Raw genomic sequence first — 24,793 nt, 5'->3', positions numbered from 1 at the left:
CGCATGTCCGTCCCCGAACTGATCCGTATCGTCTCCCGCGACTCGCCCATGGCGCTCGCCCAAGTGGAGCGTGTCCGCGCCGAGTTGGCGGCCCTGCACCCCGGTGTGCGCACCGAGGTCGTGCCGGTGAAGACGACCGGCGACAAGTGGATGGGCGTGCTGTCCCAGGTGGAGGGCAAGGGGGCGTTCACCAAGGAGGTGGACGCCGCGCTGCTGGCCGGCGAGGCCGATCTCGCGGTGCACTGCGTCAAGGACATCCCCGCCGACCGGCCGCTTCCGGCGGGCACGACGTTCGCCGCGTTCCTCAAGCGCGACGACGTCCGCGACGCCCTCATCCATCCGGGTGGTCTGACGCTGGACGAGCTGCCGGAGGGCACGCGGATCGGTACCTCCGCGGTGCGCCGCGTCGCCCAGCTGGCCGCCGGCCATCCGCACCTGGAGTGCGTGCCCTTCCGCGGCAACGCCAACCGGCGGCTGGCGAAGCTTGAGGCCGGCGAGGCGGACGCGCTGCTGCTCGCGGTGTCCGGCCTCGAACGCATCGGACGCCAGGACGTGATCACGGAGATCCTCTCGGCGGAGACGATGATGCCGCCGATCGGTGCGGGCATCCTGGCCCTGCAGTGCCGGCAGGACGACACCGATCTCATCGACGCGGTCAGCGGCCTCGGGGACCCGGACACGCACCGGGAGGCGACCGCGGAGCGCATGTTCCTGCACGTGCTGCAGGGGCACTGCAACAGCCCGATCGCCGGGTACGCGCGCGTGGAGCACGGCGGCGAACTCTCCCTGCGGGCCTGCGTGTTCACTCCCGACGGCAAGACGCGTCTGAACGCCCACGAGTGGGCCGGCCGGCTCGACCCGGCCACGCTGGGCACGTCGGTCGCCGTGGCGCTGCTGCGTCAGGGTGCCCGCGAGATCATCGACGGCATCCCGCACTGAGGCGGGAGCGGATCAGGCGGTGCCTTCCTCCGCCTGTTCGCGCAGGAAGGTGCTGACCTGGTGGGCCAGGACGTCCCGTGCGGAGACCGCGTGGGCGCCCACCGCGTCCTCGTGCAGTCCGATGCCGCCCGCCCACAGCCGGCGGTCGGCCCAGTCGTCGTCGACCCGCAGCTGGATCTGCACGTCGACCTGGCTCAGGGAGGCCTCGGGACCGGCCGCGAACAGTACGGCGGTGGCCCGGCGCAGCGGGTAGACGTCGAAGCCCTCGATGAACTGCGAGTTGCGCCAGTCGATGAACGCGGCCTCGCCGTCCGGGCCGACCCGCACGTCGATCTGGCCGTCCTCGAGGTGGATGGTCGAGGGCCGGTCGCCGCGGTTCTCGACGGTCACACGGACGCTGAAGTAGGTGAGGCCGGCGGCCGCGTCGTCCCGGCCGCGCGGCGGCTCGGCGGCTTGGAGACGGTGGACGCGGACACGCAGACCGGCATGCTCGTCGTACTCCTGCCAGTCCCCGACCACGTTCGGCTCGTACACAATCCACCTCTTCGACCTCAGAGAGCTGCTTCCTATCTGTGCGCTCAGCGCACTGTCAAATGAGCAGAATGCGCTGTGGCCAGCGAATTCACCCCCTTTGATCACTGATCAAGCCGTGCGCAGGAACAATCGGCGAAATGTGTCACGCGTACGCGGGACGGTGCGTGCCGCACATCACGTTCCGAACGGCGTGATCACCGGGCGAGCCGGCCCAGCAGTGAGGAGGCGGCGGTGATGCCCAGCGCGGCGGCCACGAGGAGGACGGCGAGGTCGAGGGCGACGTGTGCGTGGGTGCCGAGGAGGAGCCCGCGCAGGGCGTCCACTTGATAGCTCAGGGGGTTGAACTTGCTGATCGCCTGAAGCCAGCCGGGCATGATGGACACGGGGTAAAGGGCGTTGGAGCCGAAGAACAGCGGCATGGTGATGGCCTGTCCGATGCCCATGAGCCGGTCGCGGCTGAGGACGACGCCGGCGATGGTCATGGACAGGCAGGAGAAGAAAGCGGACGCGAGGACGACGATCGCCGCCACGCCGAGGAGTTTGAGCGGGTTCCAGGTCAGCGCCACGCCGAGCAGCGCGGCGATCACGATGACGACGACGGCCTGGATCAGTGACTTCACGCCGGCCGCGAATGCCTTGCCGGTGATCAGCGCCGAGCGTGGAGTGGGCGTCACCAGGAGCTTGTTCAGGATGCCGGCGTCGCGCTCCCAGATGATCTGGATGCCGTAGAAGATGGCGATGAACATCGCGGACTGGGCGATGATGCCCGGTGCCAGATAGTCGACGTAGGGGATGCCGTCGGTCGGGATCGCCTTGATCCTGGTGAAGGTCTGGCCGAAGATCAGCAGCCACAGGGCGGGCTGCACCGCACGGGTGTAGAGCTCGGTGCGGTCGTGGCGCAGTTTCTGCAGTTCGACGGCGCACATCGCCACCACCCGGGCGGGCAGCAGCCGCCAGCCCGCGCGGGGCTCGGGCGGGCGCAGCAGCAGATCGATGCCGTCTGCGCGCTCAGCCGACACGGTGGGCGGTACGGCGGGTGCTTCGGACATCACGGAAATCTCCTGACTTGTCGTCGAGGCCGCTGCCGGCGACGTCACGGAAGACGTCCTCCAGGGTGGGCAGGGTGTCCGCCCCCCGGCGCTCGGCGAGGCCCCGGCGCAGTTCGGCCGGGGTGCCTAGGGCACGGATTCGGCCGCGGTGCATCAGGCCGACGCGATCGCAGTACTGGTCGGCCTCGTCCATGTAGTGGGTGGTCACCAGCACGGTCATGCCGGTGGCGTCGCGCACGGCGTTGATGTGCTCCCACACGCCGGTACGGGCGATGGGGTCGAGGCCGATGGTCGGCTCGTCGAGGATCAGCAGCCGGGGCGCGCTGACCAGGGCCTGGGCGAGTTCGAGACGGCGGACCATGCCGCCGGAGTAGGTGCCGGCGAGCCGGTCGGCGGCGTCGGTGAGGCCGACGGCCGCCAGGGCCTGCGCGACGCGCTCGCCGCGTTCTCGGCGGGAGACGTCGAAGACCCGGGCGAACAGGGCGACGTTCTCTCGTCCGGTGAGCCCGGCGTCGGCGGAGAGCTGCTGCGGCACGTATCCGAGCAGGCGGCGGACGGCCATGCGCTCCTTGGCGGCGTCGTGGCCGAAGACGCGCACCATGCCGGCCGGGACCGGAAGCAGGGTGGTGATGCAGCGGATCGCGGTGGTCTTGCCCGCGCCGTTGGGGCCGAGCAGTCCGAAGACCTCGCCCTCCTCCACCGACAGTTCGAGGTCGTCGACCGCGCGGGTCTCACCGAACTCGTAGGCGAGCCGGGTACAGGTGACGGCATCGGCCGGTGGCGCGTCCGCGATCTCTGGGGCATCAGCGCCGACCTGGGGCGCGCCCGCGTCGTTCGTCATGACTCCTCCGCCTCCTCGTGCAGGTTCTCGGCCAGCTTGCGCAGCGCGGGGAGGGCGGCACGCAGCGCCTCCCGGTCCGCCTCGTCCAGCCCGGACAGCCCGTCACGGACGAGTTCGCCGCGCCGTTTGCGCCACTCCGCGAGCCGCGCCTCGGCGGCGGGCGTCGGCATCAGCCGGGCGGCCCGCCGGTCGGCGGGGTCGGTCTCGCGTACCAGATAGCCCTGCCGGGACAGCTGGTTGACCAGTGTGGACACCGAATTGCCCGCCAGGTGGAGGTCCTTGGCGGCGTCGGAGATGCCGACGCCGGGCCGGGTCACGACCAGGCGCAGCAGTTCGACCTCGGCACCGCGCAGCTGCGGGGCGATCTGCCGGCGCAGTCGGCGTCTGAGGAGCCGCTGGACTCCGACGAGGGCGTCGACCAGCTCGTCCGGGAAGGTTTCCGATTCCACACCCCGAATTTACCTCTGTAGCAGAGGTAATGAACCCAAGGAACGGTCAAGCGGGAACACAGCCACCGCCTCAGGTCGAACGAAACCCATCGAAATGTCTGTTTTGTTTTGGATGTGCCTATCCTGGGCATGTGCATTGCGTGCTTCGGACAGGAGGCACGTCCGTGGGAGCCGGCCAGGCCCCGGATGTCTCCGCCGGTCCGAGTTCCGGTCCTCCCATGGTGTCTGTCCACCCGGCACTGCCCGAGGGAGGTGCGCGCGATGCGCGTCACCACCGGTAGAAACAAGCCCCACCCGCACGACGACGCCCCCGACACGGCTTCGGTCTTCGAACGGCTGGCAGGGCTCCCCGACGGTCCCGAGCGCAAGGGGCTGCGAGACGAGCTGGTGCGGGTCTGGCTGCCCATGGCGGAGCGGATCGCCGTCCGCTTCAAGGGGCGCGGGGAGACCCTCGAAGACCTCTACCAGGTCGCGGCCCTCGGTCTGGTCAAGGCCGTCGACCACTACGACCCGACCCGCGGGTACGCCTTCGAGGCGTACGCGGTGCCGACCATCACCGGCGAGATCAAGCGGCACTTCCGCGACCACATGTGGACGCTGCACGTACCGCGCCGGGTGCAGGACCTGCGCAACCGGGTCCGGCAGGCCGCGAAGGAGCTGTCCCAGACCATCCCGGGCCGGCCGCCGACCGTCGCCGAGATCGCCCTGCACACGCGGCTGAGCCAGAACGAGGTGCGCATCGGCATGGAGGCCCTGGAGTGCTTCTCCGCCCTGTCCCTCGACGCCGAGATGCCCGGCACGGACGGCTACGCCCTCGCCGACGCGATCGGCGGGCCCGATCCGGCGTACGACGTCGTCGTCGACCGCGTGGCGGCCGCGCCCTGCCTGCAGGCGCTGCCCGAACGCGAGCGCACCATCCTCTACCTGCGGTTCTTCCGCGGCATGACGCAGAGCCACATAGCCCAGCAGCTCGGCATCTCCCAGATGCACGTGTCCCGCCTGCTCAGTGGATGCTTCGCCCAGTTGCGGGAGGAACTCCTCGCGCAGACCGGCTGAGCCGCACCGCGTCCGGCCCCGCGCGAGCCGGACCGCTCACTTCTCCGGCGCCTCCCCCGGTATCTGCGTGGGGCCGAAACGGTCCAGCGCGTCTTCCAGCTCCGCACGGATCTCCGCGGGCATGACCCCGGTGCGGCCCCAGAGCAGGATGAGCTCCGCCACGTTCCGCAGCTTGATGTTCGTGTGCTGGGAGACCTCTTTCAGCACCTGCCAGCCCTGATCCGGGCCCACGCGGCCGAGCGCGACGACCATGCCGATCGCCTGGTCGACGACGGCGTGCGAGGCGACCGCCTCCTTGAGCTGCTGCACTTCCTCCTGCAGCTCGAAGATCCGCTCCGAGCCCCCGTCCCTGGGCATCGCACCTCCCCGGCACATGGTCGAGACACCTTCGGTCCCCTCCATCCTCGCCACTCCCCCAGACCCGCGCCACCGGGCCTGTCGGCCGTTTCGCGGCCCCGTCAGGGGTACTCGGCAGGCGCACGGGGCGGTTCCGGTTGGACACTGGTGGCAGACCGGTGACGGCCGGTCGACGAGACCAGGACGCGACTGCCATGAGCGACGACACGACACGCCCCACCGCCACCACCGAGGTGGTCTCCTCGCACTCCGTCTTCGGCGCCCCCTGCTGGGTGAGCCTGACCAGCCGTGATCTCGACGTTGCCGAGGACTTCTACCGGGCCGTGCTGGGCTGGCGGCTGCGCTCCGCCAAGCTCGGCGACCACTTCCGGATCGCCATGGTGGGCGATACCCCGGTGGCGGGGATCGCCGCCGTGGCCTCCATGTGGCAGATGGCCGTGGCGTGGACCCCGTACTTCGCCGTGCCGAGCGCCGACGAGGCCGCGGCCCGCGCGCAGGAACGCGGCGGTACGGCGGCCGTCGGACCCCTCTCCTTCCCGCCCGGCCGGGCGGCGCTGCTCGCCGACCGGGACGGGGCGACCTTCGGGATCTGGGAGGGCGAACTGTTCTCCGACTGGGAGAAGTGGCGCGCGGCCGCCCCGGCCTTCATCCGGCTGCACACCCGCGACGCCTTCGACGCCGCCATCTTCTACGGCGAGGTCCTGGAATGGGCGACCGAGCGCCCCGGCTGCTGCGAGGTCCGCTACGAGGGCGGCGAGGTGGTGCTGCGCAGCCGGGGCGACATCGTGGCCCGCATCGAGTCGGGCGCGCTGGGGGCGGCCCCCGACCCCACCATCCGCCCGCACTGGCAGATCCACTTCGCGGTCGACGACGTGACGGCCTGTGTGCGGGCCGCGGAACGGCACGGCGGCAGCGTCCTGTCCAAGGGCGGCGACGAGGCCGTGCTGCGCGACACGGACGGCGCGCAGTTCACGGTGACCTCACGCAAGGAGCGCTGAGCCTCAGCGAGCGGTGCGCGAGGGCCGGGTCAGCAGGACCAGGCTGCGCGCCTCGACGGTCGTCTGCGCGCCCGCCTTGTGCTCGGTCTCGTCCGGGGGCCCCTGCGTGATCGCGGTGTCGAGGAGTGTCGTCCACCGTTCGCCGTAGGAGACGTCCGGGAGCACGAACACCATCGGCTCCCAGTAGCTGTTGAACAGCAGCAGGAAGGAGTCGTCCACGACCGGGCGGCCGCACGGGTCGTGTTCGACGATGGCGTCGCCGTTGAGGAAGACCGCGACGGAGTGCGCGTCGCCGCGCTGCCAGTCCTCCTCCGTCATCTCCCGCGCGTCCGGCGCCAGCCACATCAGGTCGGGCAGCGGCTGGCGGGGGTGGGTCGCGGTCTCCCCGCGGAAGAAGCGCCGTCGGCGCAGCACGGGATGGGCGGCGCGCAGCCCGATGACGTAACGGGTGAAGTCGATCAGGTCGCGCTGTTCGCCGGTCAGCCGCCAGTCGATCCAGGAGACCTCGTTGTCCTGGCAGTAGGCGTTGTTGTTGCCGCCCTGGGTGCGGCCGAGTTCGTCGCCGTGGCAGAGCATCGGGATGCCCTGGGAGAGCAGCAGCGTGGCAAGGAAGTTGCGCTGCTGTCGGGCGCGCAGCTCCAGCACGCCGGGCATGTCCGTCTCGCCCTCGGCGCCGCAGTTCCAGGACCGGTTGACGCTCTCGCCGTCCCGATTGCCCTCGCCGTTGGCCTCGTTGTGCTTGTCGTTGTACGAGACCAGGTCGCGCAGGGTGAAACCGTCGTGCGCGGTGACGAAGTTGACGCTGGCGCGTGGGCGGCGCCGGTTGTGCTGGTACAGGTCGGAGGAACCGGTCAGCCGGGAGGCGAACTCACCGAGCGTGTGTTCCTCCGCGCGCCAGAAGTCCCGTACGGCGTCACGGTACTTGCCGTTCCACTCCGACCACAGCGGCGGGAAGTTGCCCACCTGGTAGCCGCCCTCGCCCACGTCCCACGGTTCCGCGATGAGTTTGACCCGACTGATCACCGGGTCCTGCTGGATCAGGTCGAAGAACGCCGACAGCCGGTCCACCTCGTGGAACTGCCGTGCCAGGGTCGCCGCGAGGTCGAAGCGGAAACCGTCGACGTGCATCTCGGTCACCCAGTACCGCAGCGAGTCCATGATCAGCTGCAGGACGTACGGGTGCCGCATCAGCAGGCTGTTGCCGGTGCCGGTGGTGTCGTAGTAATGCCGCCAGTCGCCGTCCACGAGGCGGTAGTAGGAGGCGTTGTCGATGCCGCGGAAGGACAGCGTGGGGCCCTTCTCGTTGCCCTCGGCGGTGTGGTTGTAGACGACATCGAGGATGACTTCGAGGCCGGCCGCGTGCAGCGCCTTGACCATCGCCTTGAACTCGGTGACCTGCTGGCCGCGGGTGCCGTGGGCGGCGTAGGCGTTGTGCGGGGCGAAGAAGCCGATCGTGTTGTAGCCCCAGTAGTTGGACAGACCGCGGTCGCGCAGCACGCCGTCCTGTACGAACTGGTGCACCGGCATCAGTTCGACGGCCGTCACGCCCAGCGAGGTCAGATGGTCGGTCACCGCCGGGTGGGCGAGACCCGCGTAGGTGCCGCGGAGCTCGGCGGGGACGTCGGGGTGGGTGCGGGTGAGTCCGCGGACGTGGGCCTCGTAGATGACCGTCTCGGCGTACGGATGCTGTGGCGGCCGGTCGTCGCCCCAGTCGAAGTCCGTGTCCGTGACCACGCCGAGCATGGTGTGGCCGGCACTGTCGGCCCGGGAACGGCCGTGCGACGCCCGTTCGAACAGGGAGGCGTGGTTGTCGACCTGGCCGTCCACCGCCCGGGTGTACGGGTCGAGGAGCAGCTTCGCCGGATTGCACCGGTGGCCCAGCTCGGGCTGCCACGGACCGTGGACCCGGTAGCCGTAGCGCAGGCCGGGGCCCGTCTTCGGCAGGTAGCAGTGCCAGACGAAGCCGTCGACCTCGGTCATGGGGACGCGGCGCTCGGTGCCGTCGTCCTCGACGAGGACCAGTTCGACGTCTTCGGCGACCTCGCTGAAGAGGGCGAAGTTGGTGCCCTCACCGTCGAAGGAGGCTCCCAACGGGTAGGGGTGCCCGCTCCACACGGGCACCCCTGCCTTGCGGCGTCGCTTGGCGGTCACCGGGCGGCCTCCAGAACGCCGCTCGACTCGCCCGCGAGGGCCGCGACCGGCACCTCGCGGGGCACTTGCCGCACCGCGCGCAGGCTGGGCGCGGGGGCCACGGGGACCAGCGGCACGCGTTCGCCGGCGCGGGCGCGCTGCGAGAACCAGATGACCTTGCTGCCGGTGTCGGTGGCGCAGCACCCCCAGCCGTCGCTCATGACGGCGATGTGCTCCAGACAGGCCCGCAGGTCCTGGTCCGGGCGCAGTTCGCAGTCGTTCTCCCCGATGGCGGTGATCAGGTGCTGGCCGTTCCACCACAGCTCGATCGACGTGTTCTTGTCCGTGGCGTGCTCGTCGATGGCCCTCAGCAGCAGCTCGGCGCCGCGGCAGACCGGCTCGACCAGTGTTTCCAGGTCCCAGAGCCTGAGGTGTGCGGCCAGGATGCGCCTGACCTGTCCGACCCGCTCCGGACTGACTTCCACGTCGAGGTGGTAGTAGCAGGGCACTGCGGTCTTCATCTTCGTTGGCTCCTCACCGGCGAAGCTCCCGCTCCTCCTCGTCCCGGGCGGGACGGGCCACCGAACGCGGAGCGTGAGCACTGATCGCTTCTGAGTCACCTCAAGCGTGGGATCGGTACGCCATTCGTGCAACACGAGCGCGTTGTTGAAGCCCCAACAAGACGTTGCGTGGCCATACATGCACCATGTGTGAAGACCTCTCTCTGCCCGTGCTTGTCACATCCCGGAAGGTGAACGGCGTCATGCTGCTACCGGCCAAAGCCGAAGTGGCCCGGCAACTGCGGCGGTACCGGGCCTGGGAGCGCGTCATGCTCGCCTCCCCCACCGACCGCACGGTGCGAGCCACCTTCGAGGACTCCGGCTACACGCTGTGTGTGCTCATGGGCAAACGCTGTGCCCGCGAGGCCGCGGACGCCGCCGAGCGCTATCTGCGCAGCAGCCTGGTCGCCTACCTCGGGGAGCAGAACGAACGGCCCCGGGCGGGCACCGCCTAGACCGGGGGTCCGCCGCCGGCGGACCGGTATCACCCGCGGGGAGGCAGGTCCTTCCGGCGCGGCTGGATTTCCCCGATCGGGCGAACGGCCCGGTCCTGAGCACGGCGGAGGCGAGACCCATGAGTTCCATCCCGGCCATCGGCCGAATTCCGGTGCGTGATGTCCGCCCGGTCGTGGAGTGCGGAAGACGTCCGGCGAAGGCGGTCGCGGGTGAGACCTTCGAGGTCACCGCGACCGTCTTCCGTGAGGGCCACGACGCGGTCGCGGCCAATGTCGTGCTGACCGACCCGGAGGGCACGCACGGCCCGTGGACGCCGATGCGCGAACTCGCCCCCGGCACCGACCTGTGGGGCGCGGAGGTCACGCCCACCTCGGAGGGCCGGTGGACCTACCGCGTGGAGGCCTGGAGCGACCCGGTCGCCACCTGGCGCCGGATCGCCCGCATCAAGGTCCCGGCCGGCATCGACGTCGGCCTGGTCCTGGAGGAGGGCGCCGACCTGTTGCAGCGGGTGGCCGCCGGGGTGCCCGCGGGAGCCGGACGCGCGGCCGTGCTGGCGGCGACGGAGGTGCTGCGCGACGACTCGCTGCCCGTCGCCACGCGCCTCGCGGCGGCGTTGACGCCGGAGGTGGATGCGGTGCTGGCGGCGCATCCGTTGCGGGAGCTGGTGACGGCCTCGGAGACGCTGGCGCTGCTGGTGGAGCGGGAGCGGGCGTTGTACGGCGCCTGGTACGAGTTCTTCCCGCGTTCGGAGGGCACCGCCGAGGAGCCGCACGGCAGTTTCCGCAGCGCCGCCCGGCGGCTGCCGGCGATCGCGGCGATGGGCTTCGACGTGCTCTACCTGCCGCCGGTCCATCCGATCGGCACGACGTTCCGCAAGGGCCGCAACAACACCCTCACCCCCGGCCCCGAGGACGTCGGGGTGCCGTGGGCGATCGGCTCGCCCGAGGGCGGCCACGACAGCGTCCACCCGCGGCTGGGCACGATGGAGGACTTCACCTGGTTCGTGGACCAGGCCCGCGCCCAGGGCCTGGAGATCGCCCTGGACTTCGCCCTGCAGTGCTCCCCGGACCATCCATGGGTGCACAAGCACCCCGAGTGGTTCCATCACCGGCCCGACGGCACCATCGCCTACGCCGAGAACCCGCCGAAGAAGTACCAGGACATCTACCCCATCGCCTTCGACGCCGACATGGACGGCCTGGTCGCCGAGACACTGCGGGTGCTGCGGGTGTGGATGGCGGCGGGGGTGCGGATCTTCCGGGTGGACAACCCGCACACCAAGCCGGTGGTGTTCTGGCAGCGGGTGATCGCCGAGATCAACGCCGCCGACCCGGACGTGATCTTCCTGGCCGAGGCGTTCACCCGCCCGGCGATGATGCGCACCCTGGCCCAGATCGGCTTCCAGCAGTCCTACACCTACTTCACCTGGCGCACCTCCAAGCAGGAGCTGACCGACTACCTCACGGAACTGTCGACGGAGACGGCGGCGTACATGCGGCCGAACTTCTTCGTCAACACCCCCGACATCCTGCACGAGTACCTCCAGCGCGGCGGCCGGCCCGCCTTCGAGGTCCGCGCCGTCCTGGCCGCGACCCTCTCGCCGACCTGGGGCGTGTACTCCGGCTACGAGCTGTGCGAGAACGTCCCGCTGCGCGAGGGCAGCGAGGAGTACCTCGACTCGGAGAAGTACCAGCTCAAACCACGCGACTGGGAAGCCGCCGAACGCCAGGGCCGCACCATCACCCCCCTGATCACCAAACTCAACACCATCCGGCGCCGTCATCCGGCCCTGCAGCGTCTGCGCAATCTGCGCTTCCACGGCACCGACAACGACGCGGTCATCGCCTACAGCAAGACCACGGGCCAGGACACGGTCCTCGTCGTCGCCAATCTCGACCCCCACCACACCCAGGAGGCCACGGTCTCGTTGGACATGCCGCAACTCGGCCTGGAGTGGCACACGTTCATGTCCGTACACGACGAACTGACAGGTGAGACCTATCACTGGGGCAGGAACAACTATGTGCGGCTCGAGCCCGGACGGGCCCCGGCACACGTGCTCCACATCCAGAGGTCGTCAGCGTAGTCACCTATCGGAGGGCCAGAGCCTCATGACTGTCAACCAGCCCGTCCCGGACACGTTCGAGGACACCCCCGCCAAGGACAGGGACCCGGAGTGGTTCAAGCGCGCGGTCTTCTACGAGGTCCTCGTCCGCTCCTTCCAGGACAGCAACGGCGACGGCGTCGGCGACCTCAAGGGCCTGACCGCGAAACTCGACTACCTGCAGTGGCTGGGCGTCGACTGCCTGTGGCTGCCGCCCTTCTTCCAGTCACCGCTGCGTGACGGCGGATACGACGTCTCCGACTACACGGCCGTCCTGCCGGAGTTCGGCGACCTCGCCGACTTCGTCGAGTTCGTCGACGCCGCCCACCAGCGCGGCATGCGGGTCATCATCGACTTCGTCATGAACCACACCAGCGACCAGCACCCGTGGTTCCAGGAGTCCCGCCGCGATCCCGACGGCCCGTACGGCGACTACTACATGTGGGCCGACGACGACAAGCAGTACGCGGACGCCCGGATCATCTTCGTCGACACCGAGGCCTCCAACTGGACCTTCGACCCCGTGCGGGGCCAGTACTTCTTCCACCGCTTCTTCTCCCACCAGCCGGACCTCAACTACGAGAACCCGGCCGTCCAGGAGGAGATCCTGGCCGCGCTGCGGTTCTGGCTGGACCTGGGCATCGACGGCTTCCGCCTCGACGCCGTGCCCTACCTCTACGCCGAGGAGGGCACGAACTGCGAAAACCTTCCGGCGACCCATGAGTTCCTCAAACGCGTCCGCAAGGAGATCGACGCCCAGTACCCGGACACGGTGATCCTCGCGGAGGCCAACCAGTGGCCCGAGGACGTCGTCGACTACTTCGGCGACTACGAGTCCGGCGGCGACGAGTGCCACATGGCGTTCCACTTCCCCGTCATGCCGCGCATCTTCATGGCCGTCCGGCGGGAGTCGCGCTATCCGGTCTCGGAGATCCTCGCCAAGACGCCCGCGATCCCGTCGAACTGCCAGTGGGGCATCTTCCTGCGCAACCACGACGAGCTGACCCTGGAGATGGTCACCGACGAGGAACGCGACTACATGTGGGCCGAGTACGCCAAGGACCCACGGATGCGCGCCAACATCGGCATCCGCCGGCGCCTGGCCACCCTCCTCGACAACGACCGCAACCAGATCGAACTGTTCACCGCCCTGCTGCTGTCCCTGCCCGGCTCGCCGATCCTGTACTACGGCGACGAGATCGGCATGGGCGACAACATCTGGCTCGGCGACCGCGACGCCGTCCGCACCCCGATGCAGTGGACACCGGACCGTAACGCGGGTTTTTCCTCCTGTGACCCCGGGCGGCTGTTCCTGCCGACCATCATGGACCCCGTCTACGGCTACCAGGTCACCAACGTCGAGGCCTCCATGTCCTCGCCGTCGTCCCTGCTGCACTGGACACGCCGGATGATCGAGATCCGCAAGCAGAATCCCGCGTTCGGACTGGGCACCTTCACCGAACTGCAGTCCTCCAACCCGGCGGTGCTGGCTTTCCTGCGCGAGTACAAGGACGATCTCGTGCTGTGCGTGCACAATTTCTCCCGGTTCGCCCAGCCCACCGAGCTCGACCTGCGCGAGTTCGACGGCCGGCATCCGGTGGAGCTCATCGGCGGCGTGCGCTTCCCGGCCATCGGCGAACTCCCCTACCTGCTGACCCTCGCAGGCCACGGCTTCTACTGGTTCCGGCTCTCCCGAGTCGCATCCCGCATCGGCCGACGCCTTTGATCGTGTGCCGAGGAAAGGACGCGTCACCATGCCGAAGACCGCATCACTGAGTCCGAGACAGGCCGTCGTCGCCGATCCCATGGCCTCGCTCGACGGGCTGCTGCGCGAGTGGCTGCCCAGGCAGCGCTGGTTCGCGGGCAAGGACCGGCCGGTCACGGAGCTCCGCCTGCTGTCCCTGACCGAGGTGTTCCCGGGCTGTCTGCACCTGCTGGTGCAGGCCGGGCCGGACTGCTACCAGGTGCTGCTCGGTGTGCGGGAGCACGTCTCGCCGCGTCTGGGCCGGGCCCTGATCGGCAGGGCCGAGACCGGCCCGCTGGCCGGCCTGACGGTGTACGACGCGCTGCAGGATCCCCGGTCGGCCCAGCTGCTGTTGGAGCGGCTGCGGTGCCCCGGCAGGTCGGGCCCGCTGCTCTTCGAGGCGGCGCCCAGCATGGCGGTGCCCGCCGGGCTGGTCCCGCGTGTCCTGGAGGCCGAACAGTCCAACTCGTCGCTGGTGTACGGCGAGGAGTTCATCCTGAAGGTCTTCCGGCGCATCCAGCCGGGCGTCAATCCCGACCTGGAAGTGCCGGGCGCGCTGGCCGGGGAGGGCTGCCGGCGGGTGCCGGCGCCGGTGGCGTGGTTCCGGACGACGTACCCGCACGAGGCGACGCTGGGAGTGCTGCAGCCGTTCCTGCGGGGTGCCTCCGACGGCTGGACGCTGGCGCTGCGCGCGCTGGCCACGGGCGACGACTTCGCCGCGCAGGCCCGCGAGCTGGGGCGGGCCACAGCGGAGGTGCACCTCGCGCTGGGCGCCGCCTTTCCCACCGGCACCCATGACGAGGGGGCGCGCACGGCGGCGGCGATGTCCGAGCGCCTGGACGCCGCCGCCCAGGCCGTCCCCGCGCTGCGCCCGTACGTCCCGGGGCTGCGCACCGCGTTCGGTGCCCTGTACTCGTGCGACCCCGGGCCGCCCGCCCAGCGCGTCCACGGCGACCTGCACCTCGGCCAGGTCCTGCGGGCCGGCCGGGACTGGTTCGTCATCGACTTCGAGGGCGAGCCGTCCCGGCCCCTCGCCGAGCGGCGCGGCACCCAGTCCCCGGTGCGGGACATCGCCGGGATGCTGCGCTCCTTCGACTACGCGGCACGGCAGCGCCGCCCCTGGCGCCCGGAGTGGGCGCGCCGCTGCCGGGAGGCCTACTGCGCGGGCTATGCCGACCGGGCCGGCTGGGACCCGCGCAAGAAACACGGACTGCTGCGTGCCTATGAGACGGACCGGGCGGTGTACGAGGTGCTCTACGAGGCCCGGCACCGACCCGACTGGCTCCCCGTACCGATGGCGGCGATCGAGCGTCTCGCCGTAAGAGGAGGCTGACACCATGGCTCTGCGCGAGACCTCGCTTCCCGAGCCCTCAGGCCCTGCCCTGCCCGGGGCCGCCCCACCCCTGGACGACGGCGATCGTGAGCGGCTGCTGGCCGGCCGCCACCACGATCCGCACGCGCTGCTGGGCGCCCATCCGGTCCCCGGCGGCATCGCCTTCCGGACCCTGCGGCCCTACGCCCGCGCGGTGAGCGTCGTGATCGGCAGGAAGCGGCACCGGCTGACGTCCGAGGGCGACGGTCTGTTCTCCGGCGTGCTCCCCCTGAAGTCGATCCCGCCGCGGTACAAGCTGGCGGTGAAATACGAGGACGGGGAACACCAGACGGCCGATCCGTACCGCTTCCTGCCCGCGCTCGGCGAACTGGACCTCCATCTGATCGCCGAGGGACGGCACGAGCAGCTGTGGAAGGCGCTCGGCGCCGAGCCGATGACCCACGAGGGCGTGGCCGGCACCAGGTTCACGGTGTGGGCGCCGAACGCCCAAGGGGTGCGTGTCGCCGGGGAGTTCACCTGCTGGGACGGGACGGCCCTGCCGATGCGCTCGCTGGGCTCCTCCGGTGTCTGGGAGCTGTTCGTGCCGGGCATCGGTGAGGGCGCGCGCTACAAGTTCGAGATCACCTCCCGTTACGGCCACCGCTTCCTCAAGGCCGACCCGATGGCGCGGTGTGCGGAGGTACCGCCGGACACGGCATCGATCGTGCACGCCTCGCACCACGAATGGGGTGACGCCGAGTGGATGGCGCACCGCGGTGACGTCCCGGTGCACGAGGCGCCCTTTTCGGTGTACGAGGTCCACCTTCCGTCCTGGCGGCCCGGGCTGACCTACCGTCAGCTGGCAGAGGAACTGCCGTCGTACGTCAGGGATCTTGGTTTTACGCATGTCGAGTTCATGCCGGTCGCCCAGCACCCGTTCGCCGGTTCGTGGGGCTACCAGGTCACCGGGTTCTACGCGCCGACCTCCCGGCTGGGTTCACCCGACGATTTCAAGTACCTGGTGGACGCCCTGCACCAGGCCGGCATCGGAGTGATCGTGGACTGGGTGCCGGCCCACTTCCCCAAGGACGACTGGGCGCTGGCCCGCTTCGACGGGGACCCGCTCTACGAGCCCGGGGACGCGCGGCGGGCCGAGCACCCGGACTGGGGGACGTACGAGTTCGACTACGCGCGCACCGAGGTGCGCAACTTCCTGGTCGCCAACGCCACGTACTGGTGCGAGGAGTTCCACATCGACGGCCTGCGGGTCGACGCCGTGGCCTCCATGCTCTACCTGGACTACTCGCGTGACTCCGGCCAGTGGGAGCCGAACGTGTTCGGCGGGCGGGAGGATCTGGCGGCGGCGGACTTCCTGCGGGAGATGAACGCCACCGTGTACCGGCGCAACCCCGGGGTCGTGACCATCGCGGAGGAGTCGACCGCCTGGGACGGCGTGACACGGCCGACCGACAGCGGCGGCCTGGGGTTCGGGCTGAAGTGGAACATGGGCTGGATGCACGATTCTCTGCAGTACATGAGCAAAGAGCCGGTGCATCGCAAGTACCACCACAACGAGATGACGTTCTCGATGGTGTACGCCTACAGCGAGAACTACGTGCTGCCGATCTCGCACGACGAGGTCGTCCACGGCAAGCAGGCTCTGGTGTCGAAGATGCCCGGCGACTGGTGGCAGCGGCGCGCCGGTCACCGCGCCTATCTGGGCTTCATGTGGGCCCACCCGGGCAAGCAACTCCTCTTCATGGGGCAGGAGTTCGCACAGGGAGCGGAGTGGTCGGAGGCGCACGGACCCGAGTGGTGGCTGCTCGATCCGGACTACGTGGCCGAGGCCGACCACCGAGGGGTGCGGGACCTGGTCCGCGACCTCAACCGCGTCTACCACCGCACGCCGGCCCTGTGGCAGCGGGACACCGACCCGGCGGGCTTCCGGTGGGTTCTGGGCGACGCGGCCGAGGACAACGTCTTCGCGTTCCTGCGGTTCGCCGCCGACGGCAGCCCCCTCCTGGCCGTGTCGAACTTCTCGCCGGTCGTCCGGCACGACTACACGCTGGGCGTCCCCGACGACGTGCCCGTCTGGCGCGAGGTCCTCAACAGCGACGCCGCCTGCTACGGCGGCGGTGATGTCGTCAACGCCGACGACCTCAAGCCGGAGGACGGAAGGATCACCCTCACCCTGCCGCCGCTGGCGACGGTCTGGCTGGCCCCCTTGGCGTGACCGTCAGGGGGTACCCGTGGACGTCGTAGACCCCACGAAGTCCCGGAGGCAGCTCAGGTGCGCACTGTCGGAGTGGAGGAGGAACTCCTCCTGGTGGACCCGGAGACGGGTGAACCCAAGGCGCTGTCCGGTGCCGTGCTCGCCCGTGCCGCGCAGAGCGGCACGGACGAGGGTGTGTTCGAGAAGGAGCTGTACGGCCAGATGCTGGAGTTCGCCACGCATCCGCAGGCCGACATGAAGGACCTCGGCGACGAGATCGTCCGGTGCCGCCGGGAGGCGGCCCGGCACACTGGGGAGATCGGGTGCACGGTGGCCGCGCTGGCCTCCTCACCGCTGCCCGTCAGCCCGTCCGTCGGGCGGGGCAGCCGCTACCAGTGGATGGCGGAGCAGTACGGCATCGCCGTACAGGAACAGATGGTGCTGGGCTGTCACGTCCATGTGGCGGTCGACTCCGACGAGGAGGGCGTCGCGGTCCTGGACCGGATCCGGCCGTGGCTGTCGGTCCTGGCCGCGCTGAGCGCCAACTCGCCGTTCTGGCAGGGCAAGGACTCCTGCTACGACAGCTACCGCAGCAGGGTGTGGTCGCGCTGGCCGTCGGCCGGGCCGACGGAGGTGTTCGGCTCGGCCGAGCGCTACCACCGGCGGGTGGCGGACATGGTCGCGAGCGGCGTGATCCTCGACGAGGGGATGGTCTACTTCGACGCCCGGCTCTCCCAGCGGTATCCGACGGTGGAGATCCGGGTGGCGGACGTGTGCCTGCGGGCGGAGACGGCCGTACTGATCGCCATGCTGGCGCGGGGGCTGGTGGAGACGGCGGCGCGGGAGTGCCGGGCCGGTGACCCGCCGGTGGATCACAGTGTGAGCCTTTTGCGGCTGGCCGCCTGGCGGGCCGCGCGCTCCGGCCTCGGGGAGGAACTGCTGCATCCGTCGACCATGCGCCGGCTCCCCGCCGAGACCGTGGTGGCGGCGCTGTTGCAGCACGTCGAGCAGGCACTCGGGGAGAGCGGGGACCTCGAGCGGGCCCGGGCGGCGTGCGACACACTGCTGGACGGCGGCACCGGCGCGCGGGTCCAGCGTGAGCTGCTGGAGCGGACCGGGAGTCTGCGAGAGGTCGTGACCACCTGCGCGCGCCTCACCCAGGAGTGAGGCCCCGCGGCGTCTCGCGCGGCCCCGCCTCGGGCATGCTGCTCTCCGCCGGCGGGGTCTCGCCGGGCGGCACTCCCCCGCCGGGCTCCAGGCCTGTGGTGCGTTCGGGTTCCGGATCGGGACCGACGTAACTCATGGCGGCCGAGTCCCCCGATCGCCACCAGATCATCACGGGTCCGCAACTTCGCACGTTCCGGTCACCATCCGCACGCACCTGAGCTAGATTCGAGCACCGCCGACAACGGAACCCGTCGGCATGGTCACCCTCCGTACAGCTCAGGAGCAGCGCATGCGCGACGTCGCCCTCGCTCCCACCACCGTTTCCCCCCTGACCGGCGGGCTGGCCGACAGCATCTTCGACGCGGCGGCCCTCGATCCCACCCTTCCGCTTCTCGCCCGCCGGGCCGACCCCGCCTCCAGCACGTGGGAGGAGGTGACCGCCGTGGAGGTGCGCGACGAGGTCGTGGATCTGGCCAAGGGGCTGGTGGCGTCCGGGATCTCGCCGGGCCACCGCGTGGCGATCATGGCGCGGACCCGCTACGAGTGGACGGTGCTCAGCCACGCCCTGTGGACGGTGGGCGCCGAGGTCGTGCCGTTGTACCCGACCTCCTCGCGCGAACAGGTGGAATGGGTCCTCAGGGACGCGGGCTGCGTGGCCGTGGTGGTGGAGGACGAGCAGGCGGTGATGACCGTCGGCTCGGTGTGCGGTCAGCTGCCGCGGCTGCGCCACGTCTGGCAGCTGGACGCCGGGGCCATGGACGACCTGGTCGAGCGGGGCCGGTTCATCCCGCTGGCCACGGTCGAGTCGCTGCGGCGCATCGTGCTGCCGGACTCCGCGGCGGCCATCAGCTACACCTCCGGCACCACGGGACGGGCGCTGGGCTGCGCGCTGAGCCACCGCAACCTGGCGAGCGCCTGCGACACGCTGCTGACCGGCTGGGGCCACACCGTGGTCCCGCCCGGCGAGCGGCAGGCGTCGGTCCTGGCCTTCCTGCCCTTCTCCCACGTCTACGGCCTGCTGGTGCAGACGCTGTGCGTGCGCGGCGGCATGCTGATGGCGCACGAGCCGGACATGAGCGAGGAGGCCCTGGCCGCGTCGCTGCGCACCTTCCGGCCCTCGTACCTGTGCGCCGTCCCCTCCTTGCTGGAGAAGATCTACAAGAACTTCCTGCGCGCCGCCCAGGAGGCCGGCCGCGGGGCGCTGTTCGAGCGGGCCGCGGACACGGCGCGGGACTTCGCCGCGGCGCTGGAGCGGCAGCGGCTGGGCGGCGGTTCCGGTCCGGGGTTCGACCTGCGGCTGCAGCACGCCCTGTTCGAGCGGACGGTGTACCGCAAGCTGCGCGCCGCGCTCGGCGGCCGGGTGCGGCGGGCGACGTCCGGCGGCTCGTCCCTCAGCCGGGAGCTCTCCCTCTTCTACGAGGGCATCGGCATCTACGTCAACGACGGGTACGGCCTCACCGAGGCGGCCGGCGGCGTCACCGCGCAGCCGCTGGGCCGGGAGATGTCGGGCACCGTCGGGCAGGCCCTGCCGGGCACCGACATCATCGTCGCCGACGACGGCGAGATCCTGGTGCGCGGTCCGTCGGTGTTCCAGGGGTACATCAACGCCGAGGCGGCGACCCGGTCCGTGCTGCGCGGCGGCTGGCTGGCCACCGGGGACCTCGGGCGGCTCGACTCGGACGGTTATCTGACGATCACAGGTCGCAAGAAGGACATCATCGTCACCAGCAGCGGCAAGAACGTCGCGCCGGCCGCCCTGGAGCAGCGGCTGAGGATGCATCCGCTGATCCACCAGGCCGTCGTCGTCGGGGACAACCGGCCCTGTGTGGGGGCGCTGATCACCCTGGACCCGAAGTTCCTGGCGTACTGGCGGGGGTCTCTGTCGTTGCAGAGCGACATGCCGAGCCACCAGGCCCGTGAGGAGAACGCGCTGCGGGAGGAGATCGGGCGGGCCGTGGCCGCCGCCAACAGTGCCGTCTCACGCTCGGAGTCGATCCGGGTCTTCCGGGTGCTGCCGGAACAGTTCGACATGGCCAACGGTCTGATGACCCCGTCCATGAAGCTGCGCCGGGACGCCATCGTGCGGCACTACGCCTTCGAGATCGACGCCATGTACCAGGCCCGCTCGCGACCTGCGCGGCAGACCGTGCCGGACGAGCTGTCGAGCTGGGACGAGACCGACAACGTGTTCCGATGAGCGGCCGTGACGTACGGTGTTCGTCACGGCCCGCCGGTTTCGGTACGCGTAGCCGTCGCGCACTCGGGAACCAGGTAACGACAGGGACACAGGGGCGGGGCAGTGACGTGACCGCCGAGCGGGAAGGCGAGATGGCAACCGATCACCGTTGGCACGGAAGTCCGGTCTCCGGCAACATGCCGGAGCGCGTCGCGCGCTATCCGGGCGAGCTCCACAATGTGACGGACGCCCGTCTCGACGCGGAGCAGTTCCTCGACGATCTCGCCCAGGTCACTCCACCGACCGCGCCGGAGCACTGGGACGACATACTGCTCGTCGTCACGGAACTCACGGCCAACGCGGTCCAGTACGCGCCCGGGCCCATCGAGATCCGGCTGCGCCCGACCTTCGACGGGGTGCATCTCGTCGTCCACGACACCAGCAGCACTCCCCCGGCCCCGCGCCCCTTCCACCGGGACGGCAGCGGCGGGGTCGGCTGGCACCTCGTACATGCGCTGTGCAGCCAGGTCAGCGTCGTCACCAACGACGCCGGGAAGGACATCCACGTCTTCCTGCCCTGGTGAGAGCGTTACGGCAGGGCGCGCAGCGGCACCAGCACGCTGATCGTCTTGCCCCCTGCGCCGCGCCGGTCGATGACGATCTCGCGCGCCAGGCGGATGATGAGCGGCCAGCCGTAGCCGTTGCCGTGGTGGCCCACCGGCAGGGCCCCGGAACCGTAGGCGACTTCCGGGATCTCGTCGCTGTTGTCGTGCACGGCGAGCCGGACCCCGTCGGCGGTGACGGCGATCTCGAAGGCCGCCAGTCCGTCGCCGTGCCGGATGGCGTTGGTGACCAGCTCGGACACGACGAGGAGCAGGTCGACGACGTCCTCTTCCCGTGCCGTGCGCGATGCCGTGTCCCACTGCTGCCGCACCACCGACCGGGCGTACTCGCGTGCCGCGGCCGCGGTCGTCACGTGCGGCGCGGCCAGTGTCCCGCCCGGCATGCCGCCGTTCCCCTCGGCCGTCTGGTCGGGCCGGCTCACCGTTCCGTCACTGCCCAGGGCATCTCCACAGCCGACCGGACGTCCGGGGCGAGGACGAAGAACCTCGCGGTGCCTGTCACTTCAAACAGCCTTTCGATGCTTTCGTTCAGCGGTCCCGCCACTACCAGCGGCCTGCCGCTCGCCAGGTGGGCCTGCTGCGCCTCCAGCAGCACATGCAGGATGGCGGAATCGGCGAACTCGGTGGCCGAGAGGTCGACGACCGTGCGCACGGACGACGCCCGCTCCGCCGCGTTCAGCGCCTGCGCGAGTCGCGGGGCGCTGTCGACGTCGACGTCACCGCGCACCCTCACGACGGTGACGTCCTGTTCTCCCTCTCGTACGTGCTGCTGGACGACGGCAGGACACCGCTCGTCGGACATACGACGTCCCTTCCCCGATCTCTGCCGCTTGCTTCACACGAGCAGTTACCCGGCCCGCCCGATCGCATTCGACACGACTTTCCGGCGGCACCGGACTCAGCCCGTCCCCGGACGCCCCTGACCGTCGGAGTCCTGCTCATGGGCGGTGAGATGGCCGAGTGTGCCGGTCATCACCAGGACTCGTTCCAAGGCGAGGGGGCGCGCCTGCAGGAGGAGACGCACGCCCGCTTCGTCGGCGCGGCGCCGAAGCAGCAGCAGGGCGGACAGGCCGGAGGAGTCGACGCAGCGCAGGCCGGCGAAATCGAGGCGCACCACCTCGGCGGGCCGGTGCCGCGCCGCGTCGCCGGGGGCGAACAACGGCGTGACCTTGTCCACGAGTTCACGGTGCGTCTCGTAGTCGAGGTCGCCTTCGACACGCACCACCACGCCGTCGGGTGCATGGTCGACCTCGAGGCCGAACAGCGGTGGGTGAGGGTTCGTCATACGTGCTGTCCGTCTCCTGGCTTCCTCGGTGCCGACAGGTGTGTGGCGAGCGTTTCCCGTGCCGCTCGGAGAATGCGGGTGGCGCGGGGGAAGTCCTTCAGCCGGCGGCCGATCAGCTCGAGCGCCGGGTCCAGCGAGCGCCCGGGCACGTCGCGGGCCGTCAGGACGTCGGCCGTCCAGGCGATGAAATCGCGGAACAGGTCCTCGTCGTCCACGTACAGCGCCGCCGCGAGATGGTCGAGGACGTGGCCGATGTCCTCGGCCGTGCGCTGCCGCTGCCGGTCGCTGTAGGCGCGCATCGGCGGGAAGCGCTCCTCCAGCCCCACGAGGGTCTCCTTGAGCAGCTCCCGCCGGGTGCCGACCACCATGGTGTACTCCTGGTCGGTCAGGTGGGGCAGGTCGTCGACGGTCTGCCGGACGGCCAGCGGGTCCGGCCGGGCGAGCCCCCGGTCGAGTACTCCGGCGGCCTCGCGGGCGTGGGCGGCCCAGGCGTCGGCGCCCAGGGCGCGGGCGTGGCGCCCGTCGGCCCCGAAGGCCGCGCCGCCCGCGACGACCGGCACCCCGACCGCCTGGCAGGCCGTGATCGCCGCGTGTGCCGTGGGCAGATGGGGGGAGAGCGTGGCGGACAGGGCCACGACCCGCGAGCCCGTCTGGTGCAGATGTGCGATCAGGTGGGGCGTGGGCACCTGCGCGCCGAGGAAGTCGACCTGCCAGCCGCGCCGGCGCAGCACCTCGGCGAGGAGCCTGGCCGGCAGCGCGTGCCACTCTCCGTCCACGCAGGCCACGGTGATCCGGGACCGGCTCGGGGCGGAACCGCGGTGCTCGGGGTGGTGGGCGAGGGCGGCCACGACCCGTTCGTGGATGGCCGTGGCCGCGTGTTCCTGGGCCACGGTGAGCCGGTTCGCCGCCCATTCCGTGCCCACCCGCAGTTGGACCGCGGCAATCACGTCCAGCAGTGCCGTTTCGGCGTCCAGGCCGGACTCGACGGCGTGGAGGACGGTGGCGCAGGCCTCGTACTCGTCGCCGGCCCGGACCGCGGTCCACAGTCGGTCGCGGACGGCGGTGAGGCCGGGGCGCGTGGCGCTGACAGCGGTCATGCCGTGTACCTTCCCCGGGTGTGGCCGTCCACCGCGCTCAGGTGGGCGTGGCGGGGAGCGGTCACTGCCACCAGGGCCATGTCGTCGTGCGTTCCGTGGCCGACCCACTGCTCGGCCAGCATCCGCACATGGTCGACCACGGCTTCGGCGGGCATGCCCGCGCAGTGGGCGAGCGCCTCCTCGACCCGCTCGTGGCCGAACATCTCGTCGCCGAGCGGGCCGCCCCGGGCCTCGGTCACCCCGTCCGTGAACATCAGGCAGGTCTCCCCCGGGGCGAGTTCGACGTGCGCGGTGGTCGAGGTGATGTTCCAGAAGACCCCGACCAGTGAGCCGCGCGTCTCCACGCGCTCCACCCGGCCGTCGGCGCGGACGACCAGCGGCGGCGGGTGCCCGCCGCTGGTGACCCGCAGGTGCACCGTCCGCCCGGCGCGGCGCACGGAGGCCAGCAGCAGGGTGGCGAACCGGGTGTGATGGGAGTTGATCAGGGCGCCGTTGAGCAGCTCCAGCAGCCGCTGGTGGTCGTCGGCGAGCGGCAGCAGCGCCTGCAGCGTGTTGCGGATCTTCCCGGTCAGTACGGCGGCTTCCAGGCCCTTGCCGCACACGTCGCCCAGCACGACCATCGTCTCCCCGTCGGCGTCCGTGCCGGGGTGGACGTCGTAGAAGTCGCCGCCCACCCGGTCGCTCTCCGCGGACGGCCGGTAGGCCCCCGCGTACTCGACTCCGTGCACGGCCCTGAGGGTTGGCGGCAGCAGGTCGCGCATCAGGGTCCTGGTGATGGCCGCCTGCTCCGCGTACATGCGGGCCGCGGACATCGCCGCTCCGGCCCGGGCCGCGAAGAGCCGGGCGAAGATCTCCTCGCTCTCCGAGAAGGCCTGCCGGTCGCCCGCGCGCAGGAGGATCAGGGCGCCGGCCGGCACCCCGTGTCCCGGCAGCGGGGTCACCACGGCCGAGCCGACGCCGGGCAGGTCCTCGGGCACCAGCCAGGCGGGGATGCCGGCGGGGTCTATCCAGCGCGAGGGCACCGGGGGGAAGCCGCGGAGGGCTTCGCCGAGCCCGGGGACGCCGGTCGGCTCGGCCTCCACCAGCCGGTGGACGATCCGGCCGTCGGCACCGGAGTGCGTGACGGGGAACCTGCCGCCTCTGGCCGGGGCCACCACGACCGCCGCGTCCGCGAGGTGCTCGGCGGCGAGGGAGGCGGTGACCTCCATGCACCGTTCGAGGTTCAGTGAGGCGAGCAGCGCGCTGGAGGCGGCGGCCAGGAACGTGGTGCGCCGGCGCTCCTCGTCGAGGCTGACCTCGGCCTTGCGGCGGTCGGTGTCGTCGACCAGCCACCACATCACGTTGCCGTCGTCCATAAGGGTGGGGCGGCCGCGGAAGACGCGGTCGCCGAGACAGCCGTGCGCCACCGAACCGGCGGCGTCCCCGCTGTGCGGATCGGGGGGCAGACGCTCGTGGGCGCTCGCGATCCAGGCCGGCGCGACGTCCGCGAGGCGCGTTCCGATCGCGGCCGTCGGCAGCAGTGCGGCGGCGGCCGGATTCAGGCCGACGACACCGCCCTGCGGGTCGGCGACCAGTACGGGATAGGGCGCGGCACCCCAGGCCCCGCCCGGTGGGGCGTCGCGCGGGCCTGCGAGAGAGTGCTGGGATGTGTCCACAAGCAAGGCACGCGGTGGCGCGCCCACCGCCTTCCGGGACGAGGACTGT

At 70.8% G+C, this 24,793-nt stretch carries 23 protein-coding genes and 1 pseudogene; 11 read left to right on the top strand and 13 right to left on the bottom strand.

Annotated elements, in window-relative coordinates; genetic code table 11:
* The first annotated feature begins 3 nt into the window (after nt 1-3).
* Nucleotides 4-939 (top strand): hydroxymethylbilane synthase, encoded by a 936-nt coding sequence (gene hemC, locus ACQF4J_RS42590; protein ID WP_351580906.1) that lies wholly within the window; start codon nt 4-6, stop codon nt 937-939.
* A 12-nt stretch (nt 940-951) separates the two neighbouring features.
* Here the strand turns inward: hemC and ACQF4J_RS42585 are convergent, their stop codons facing one another.
* The 4 genes from ACQF4J_RS42585 to ACQF4J_RS42570 all read right to left on the bottom strand — a co-directional run bounded on the left by ACQF4J_RS42585 (nt 952) and on the right by ACQF4J_RS42570 (nt 3,812).
* On the bottom strand, nt 952-1,473 hold the full coding sequence (locus ACQF4J_RS42585) for a hypothetical protein (protein WP_351580903.1): 522 nt from the start codon (nt 1,471-1,473) through the stop codon (nt 952-954).
* Nucleotides 1,474-1,667: 194 nt separating this feature from the next.
* The gene (locus ACQF4J_RS42580; RefSeq protein WP_351805683.1) at nt 1,668-2,522 is read right to left on the bottom strand and encodes an ABC transporter permease; all 855 of its coding nucleotides are present in this window, start codon (nt 2,520-2,522) and stop codon (nt 1,668-1,670) included.
* Nucleotides 2,482-3,363: an ABC transporter ATP-binding protein gene (locus tag ACQF4J_RS42575; RefSeq protein WP_351580897.1), complete on the bottom strand. Its 882-nt coding sequence runs from the start codon at nt 3,361-3,363 to the stop codon at nt 2,482-2,484. The genes ACQF4J_RS42580 and ACQF4J_RS42575 overlap by 41 nt, the downstream gene beginning before the upstream one ends.
* Nucleotides 3,360-3,812 (bottom strand): MarR family winged helix-turn-helix transcriptional regulator, encoded by a 453-nt coding sequence (locus tag ACQF4J_RS42570; RefSeq protein ID WP_351580894.1) that lies wholly within the window; start codon nt 3,810-3,812, stop codon nt 3,360-3,362. The genes ACQF4J_RS42575 and ACQF4J_RS42570 overlap by 4 nt, the downstream gene beginning before the upstream one ends.
* 261 nt (nt 3,813-4,073) lie before the next feature.
* Here ACQF4J_RS42570 and ACQF4J_RS42565 point away from each other — a divergent pair, with 261 nt between their 5' ends.
* Nucleotides 4,074-4,868, top strand: coding sequence for an RNA polymerase sigma factor SigF (locus ACQF4J_RS42565; RefSeq protein WP_351805685.1), 795 nt, complete (start codon nt 4,074-4,076; stop codon nt 4,866-4,868).
* Between the two features lie 36 nt (nt 4,869-4,904).
* On the opposite strand, the gene ACQF4J_RS42560 is transcribed toward ACQF4J_RS42565, so the two are convergent.
* The gene (locus ACQF4J_RS42560) at nt 4,905-5,225 is read right to left on the bottom strand and encodes an ANTAR domain-containing protein (RefSeq protein ID WP_351580889.1); all 321 of its coding nucleotides are present in this window, start codon (nt 5,223-5,225) and stop codon (nt 4,905-4,907) included.
* Nucleotides 5,226-5,419: 194 nt separating this feature from the next.
* Here ACQF4J_RS42560 and ACQF4J_RS42555 point away from each other — a divergent pair, with 194 nt between their 5' ends.
* A complete protein-coding gene (locus ACQF4J_RS42555; RefSeq protein WP_351580886.1) occupies nt 5,420-6,223 on the top strand; it encodes a VOC family protein in 804 nt (267 codons plus the stop codon).
* 3 nt (nt 6,224-6,226) lie between these two features.
* Here the strand turns inward: ACQF4J_RS42555 and glgX are convergent, their stop codons facing one another.
* Entirely contained in the window at nt 6,227-8,344 is a 2,118-nt protein-coding gene (gene glgX, locus ACQF4J_RS42550; RefSeq protein ID WP_351580998.1) for a glycogen debranching protein GlgX, read from the bottom strand.
* A 26-nt stretch (nt 8,345-8,370) separates the two neighbouring features.
* On the bottom strand, nt 8,371-8,874 hold the full coding sequence (locus tag ACQF4J_RS42545) for a pep a2 (protein ID WP_351580878.1): 504 nt from the start codon (nt 8,872-8,874) through the stop codon (nt 8,371-8,373).
* A gap of 242 nt (nt 8,875-9,116) precedes the next feature.
* Here ACQF4J_RS42545 and ACQF4J_RS42540 point away from each other — a divergent pair, with 242 nt between their 5' ends.
* From ACQF4J_RS42540 to ACQF4J_RS42515, 6 genes are all read left to right on the top strand, one after another.
* Complete coding sequence (locus ACQF4J_RS42540) at nt 9,117-9,368, top strand: DUF5133 domain-containing protein (RefSeq protein ID WP_351580875.1); 252 nt, start codon at nt 9,117-9,119, stop codon at nt 9,366-9,368.
* A gap of 119 nt (nt 9,369-9,487) precedes the next feature.
* Nucleotides 9,488-11,455, top strand: coding sequence for an alpha-1,4-glucan--maltose-1-phosphate maltosyltransferase (locus ACQF4J_RS42535; RefSeq protein WP_427168194.1), 1,968 nt, complete (start codon nt 9,488-9,490; stop codon nt 11,453-11,455).
* 25 nt (nt 11,456-11,480) lie between these two features.
* Nucleotides 11,481-13,199, top strand: a complete 1,719-nt coding sequence (gene treS, locus ACQF4J_RS42530) for a maltose alpha-D-glucosyltransferase (protein ID WP_427168193.1) — start codon at nt 11,481-11,483, stop codon at nt 13,197-13,199.
* 28 nt (nt 13,200-13,227) lie between these two features.
* A complete protein-coding gene (locus ACQF4J_RS42525; protein ID WP_351585076.1) occupies nt 13,228-14,550 on the top strand; it encodes a maltokinase N-terminal cap-like domain-containing protein in 1,323 nt (440 codons plus the stop codon).
* A gap of 4 nt (nt 14,551-14,554) precedes the next feature.
* Complete coding sequence (gene glgB, locus ACQF4J_RS42520; RefSeq protein WP_427168192.1) at nt 14,555-16,762, top strand: 1,4-alpha-glucan branching enzyme; 2,208 nt, start codon at nt 14,555-14,557, stop codon at nt 16,760-16,762.
* 57 nt (nt 16,763-16,819) lie between these two features.
* The gene (locus tag ACQF4J_RS42515; RefSeq protein WP_427168191.1) at nt 16,820-17,908 is read left to right on the top strand and encodes a glutamate--cysteine ligase 2; all 1,089 of its coding nucleotides are present in this window, start codon (nt 16,820-16,822) and stop codon (nt 17,906-17,908) included.
* Nucleotides 17,909-17,921: 13 nt separating this feature from the next.
* Here the strand turns inward: ACQF4J_RS42515 and ACQF4J_RS42510 are convergent.
* Nucleotides 17,922-18,044, bottom strand: a pseudogene (locus tag ACQF4J_RS42510) (DUF6480 family protein); the annotation flags it as partial.
* Nucleotides 18,045-18,197: 153 nt separating this feature from the next.
* Here ACQF4J_RS42510 and ACQF4J_RS42505 point away from each other — a divergent pair.
* Nucleotides 18,198-20,105 carry an AMP-dependent synthetase/ligase gene (locus tag ACQF4J_RS42505; RefSeq protein ID WP_351583440.1) on the top strand — a complete coding sequence of 636 codons (1,908 nt, stop codon included), beginning with the start codon at nt 18,198-18,200 and terminating at the stop codon, nt 20,103-20,105.
* 131 nt (nt 20,106-20,236) lie between these two features.
* The gene (locus ACQF4J_RS42500; protein ID WP_142148757.1) at nt 20,237-20,668 is read left to right on the top strand and encodes an ATP-binding protein; all 432 of its coding nucleotides are present in this window, start codon (nt 20,237-20,239) and stop codon (nt 20,666-20,668) included.
* A 5-nt stretch (nt 20,669-20,673) separates the two neighbouring features.
* On the opposite strand, the gene ACQF4J_RS42495 is transcribed toward ACQF4J_RS42500, so the two are convergent.
* From ACQF4J_RS42495 to ACQF4J_RS42475, 5 genes are all read right to left on the bottom strand, one after another.
* Nucleotides 20,674-21,129, bottom strand: a complete 456-nt coding sequence (locus ACQF4J_RS42495) for an ATP-binding protein (RefSeq protein ID WP_351583437.1) — start codon at nt 21,127-21,129, stop codon at nt 20,674-20,676.
* On the bottom strand, nt 21,126-21,509 hold the full coding sequence (locus tag ACQF4J_RS42490; protein WP_351583434.1) for an STAS domain-containing protein: 384 nt from the start codon (nt 21,507-21,509) through the stop codon (nt 21,126-21,128). Before ACQF4J_RS42490 ends, ACQF4J_RS42495 begins: the two co-directional genes overlap by 4 nt.
* Nucleotides 21,510-21,605: 96 nt before the next feature.
* Nucleotides 21,606-21,992 (bottom strand): STAS domain-containing protein, encoded by a 387-nt coding sequence (locus tag ACQF4J_RS42485; RefSeq protein ID WP_427168190.1) that lies wholly within the window; start codon nt 21,990-21,992, stop codon nt 21,606-21,608.
* Complete coding sequence (locus tag ACQF4J_RS42480) at nt 21,989-23,089, bottom strand: cobalamin B12-binding domain-containing protein (RefSeq protein ID WP_427168189.1); 1,101 nt, start codon at nt 23,087-23,089, stop codon at nt 21,989-21,991. Before ACQF4J_RS42480 ends, ACQF4J_RS42485 begins: the two co-directional genes overlap by 4 nt.
* Nucleotides 23,086-24,744, bottom strand: coding sequence for a PP2C family protein-serine/threonine phosphatase (locus ACQF4J_RS42475; protein WP_351583425.1), 1,659 nt, complete (start codon nt 24,742-24,744; stop codon nt 23,086-23,088). Before ACQF4J_RS42475 ends, ACQF4J_RS42480 begins: the two co-directional genes overlap by 4 nt.
* Between the last annotated feature and the right edge of the window lie 49 nt (nt 24,745-24,793).

It is taken from the genome of Streptomyces sp. C1-1 (assembly GCF_050214755.1).
Taxonomy (GTDB): domain Bacteria; phylum Actinomycetota; class Actinomycetes; order Streptomycetales; family Streptomycetaceae; genus Streptomyces.
The sequence above is the reverse complement of the archived record's forward strand: the minus strand, read 5'-3'. Positions and strand labels throughout refer to the sequence as shown.

Bases quoted from the DNA above. Each gene is read 5' to 3' on its own strand.
- glgB (WP_427168192.1), top strand. From the start codon at position 14,555: ATGGCTCTGCGCGAGACCTCGCTTCCCGAGCCCTCAGGCCCTGCCCTG.
- ACQF4J_RS42485 (WP_427168190.1), bottom strand. From the start codon at position 21,992: ATGACGAACCCTCACCCACCGCTGTTCGGCCTCGAGGTCGACCATGCA.
- ACQF4J_RS42480 (WP_427168189.1), bottom strand. From the start codon at position 23,089: ATGACCGCTGTCAGCGCCACGCGCCCCGGCCTCACCGCCGTCCGCGAC.
- ACQF4J_RS42575 (WP_351580897.1), bottom strand. From the start codon at position 3,363: ATGACGAACGACGCGGGCGCGCCCCAGGTCGGCGCTGATGCCCCAGAG.
- ACQF4J_RS42545 (WP_351580878.1), bottom strand. From the start codon at position 8,874: ATGAAGACCGCAGTGCCCTGCTACTACCACCTCGACGTGGAAGTCAGT.
- treS (WP_427168193.1), top strand. From the start codon at position 11,481: ATGACTGTCAACCAGCCCGTCCCGGACACGTTCGAGGACACCCCCGCC.
- ACQF4J_RS42525 (WP_351585076.1), top strand. From the start codon at position 13,228: ATGCCGAAGACCGCATCACTGAGTCCGAGACAGGCCGTCGTCGCCGAT.
- ACQF4J_RS42505 (WP_351583440.1), top strand. From the start codon at position 18,198: ATGCGCGACGTCGCCCTCGCTCCCACCACCGTTTCCCCCCTGACCGGC.
- hemC (WP_351580906.1), top strand. From the start codon at position 4: ATGTCCGTCCCCGAACTGATCCGTATCGTCTCCCGCGACTCGCCCATG.
- ACQF4J_RS42565 (WP_351805685.1), top strand. From the start codon at position 4,074: ATGCGCGTCACCACCGGTAGAAACAAGCCCCACCCGCACGACGACGCC.
- ACQF4J_RS42535 (WP_427168194.1), top strand. From the start codon at position 9,488: ATGAGTTCCATCCCGGCCATCGGCCGAATTCCGGTGCGTGATGTCCGC.
- ACQF4J_RS42560 (WP_351580889.1), bottom strand. From the start codon at position 5,225: ATGCCCAGGGACGGGGGCTCGGAGCGGATCTTCGAGCTGCAGGAGGAA.
- ACQF4J_RS42555 (WP_351580886.1), top strand. From the start codon at position 5,420: ATGAGCGACGACACGACACGCCCCACCGCCACCACCGAGGTGGTCTCC.
- ACQF4J_RS42580 (WP_351805683.1), bottom strand. From the start codon at position 2,522: ATGTCCGAAGCACCCGCCGTACCGCCCACCGTGTCGGCTGAGCGCGCA.
- ACQF4J_RS42500 (WP_142148757.1), top strand. From the start codon at position 20,237: ATGGCAACCGATCACCGTTGGCACGGAAGTCCGGTCTCCGGCAACATG.
- ACQF4J_RS42490 (WP_351583434.1), bottom strand. From the start codon at position 21,509: ATGTCCGACGAGCGGTGTCCTGCCGTCGTCCAGCAGCACGTACGAGAG.
- ACQF4J_RS42540 (WP_351580875.1), top strand. From the start codon at position 9,117: ATGCTGCTACCGGCCAAAGCCGAAGTGGCCCGGCAACTGCGGCGGTAC.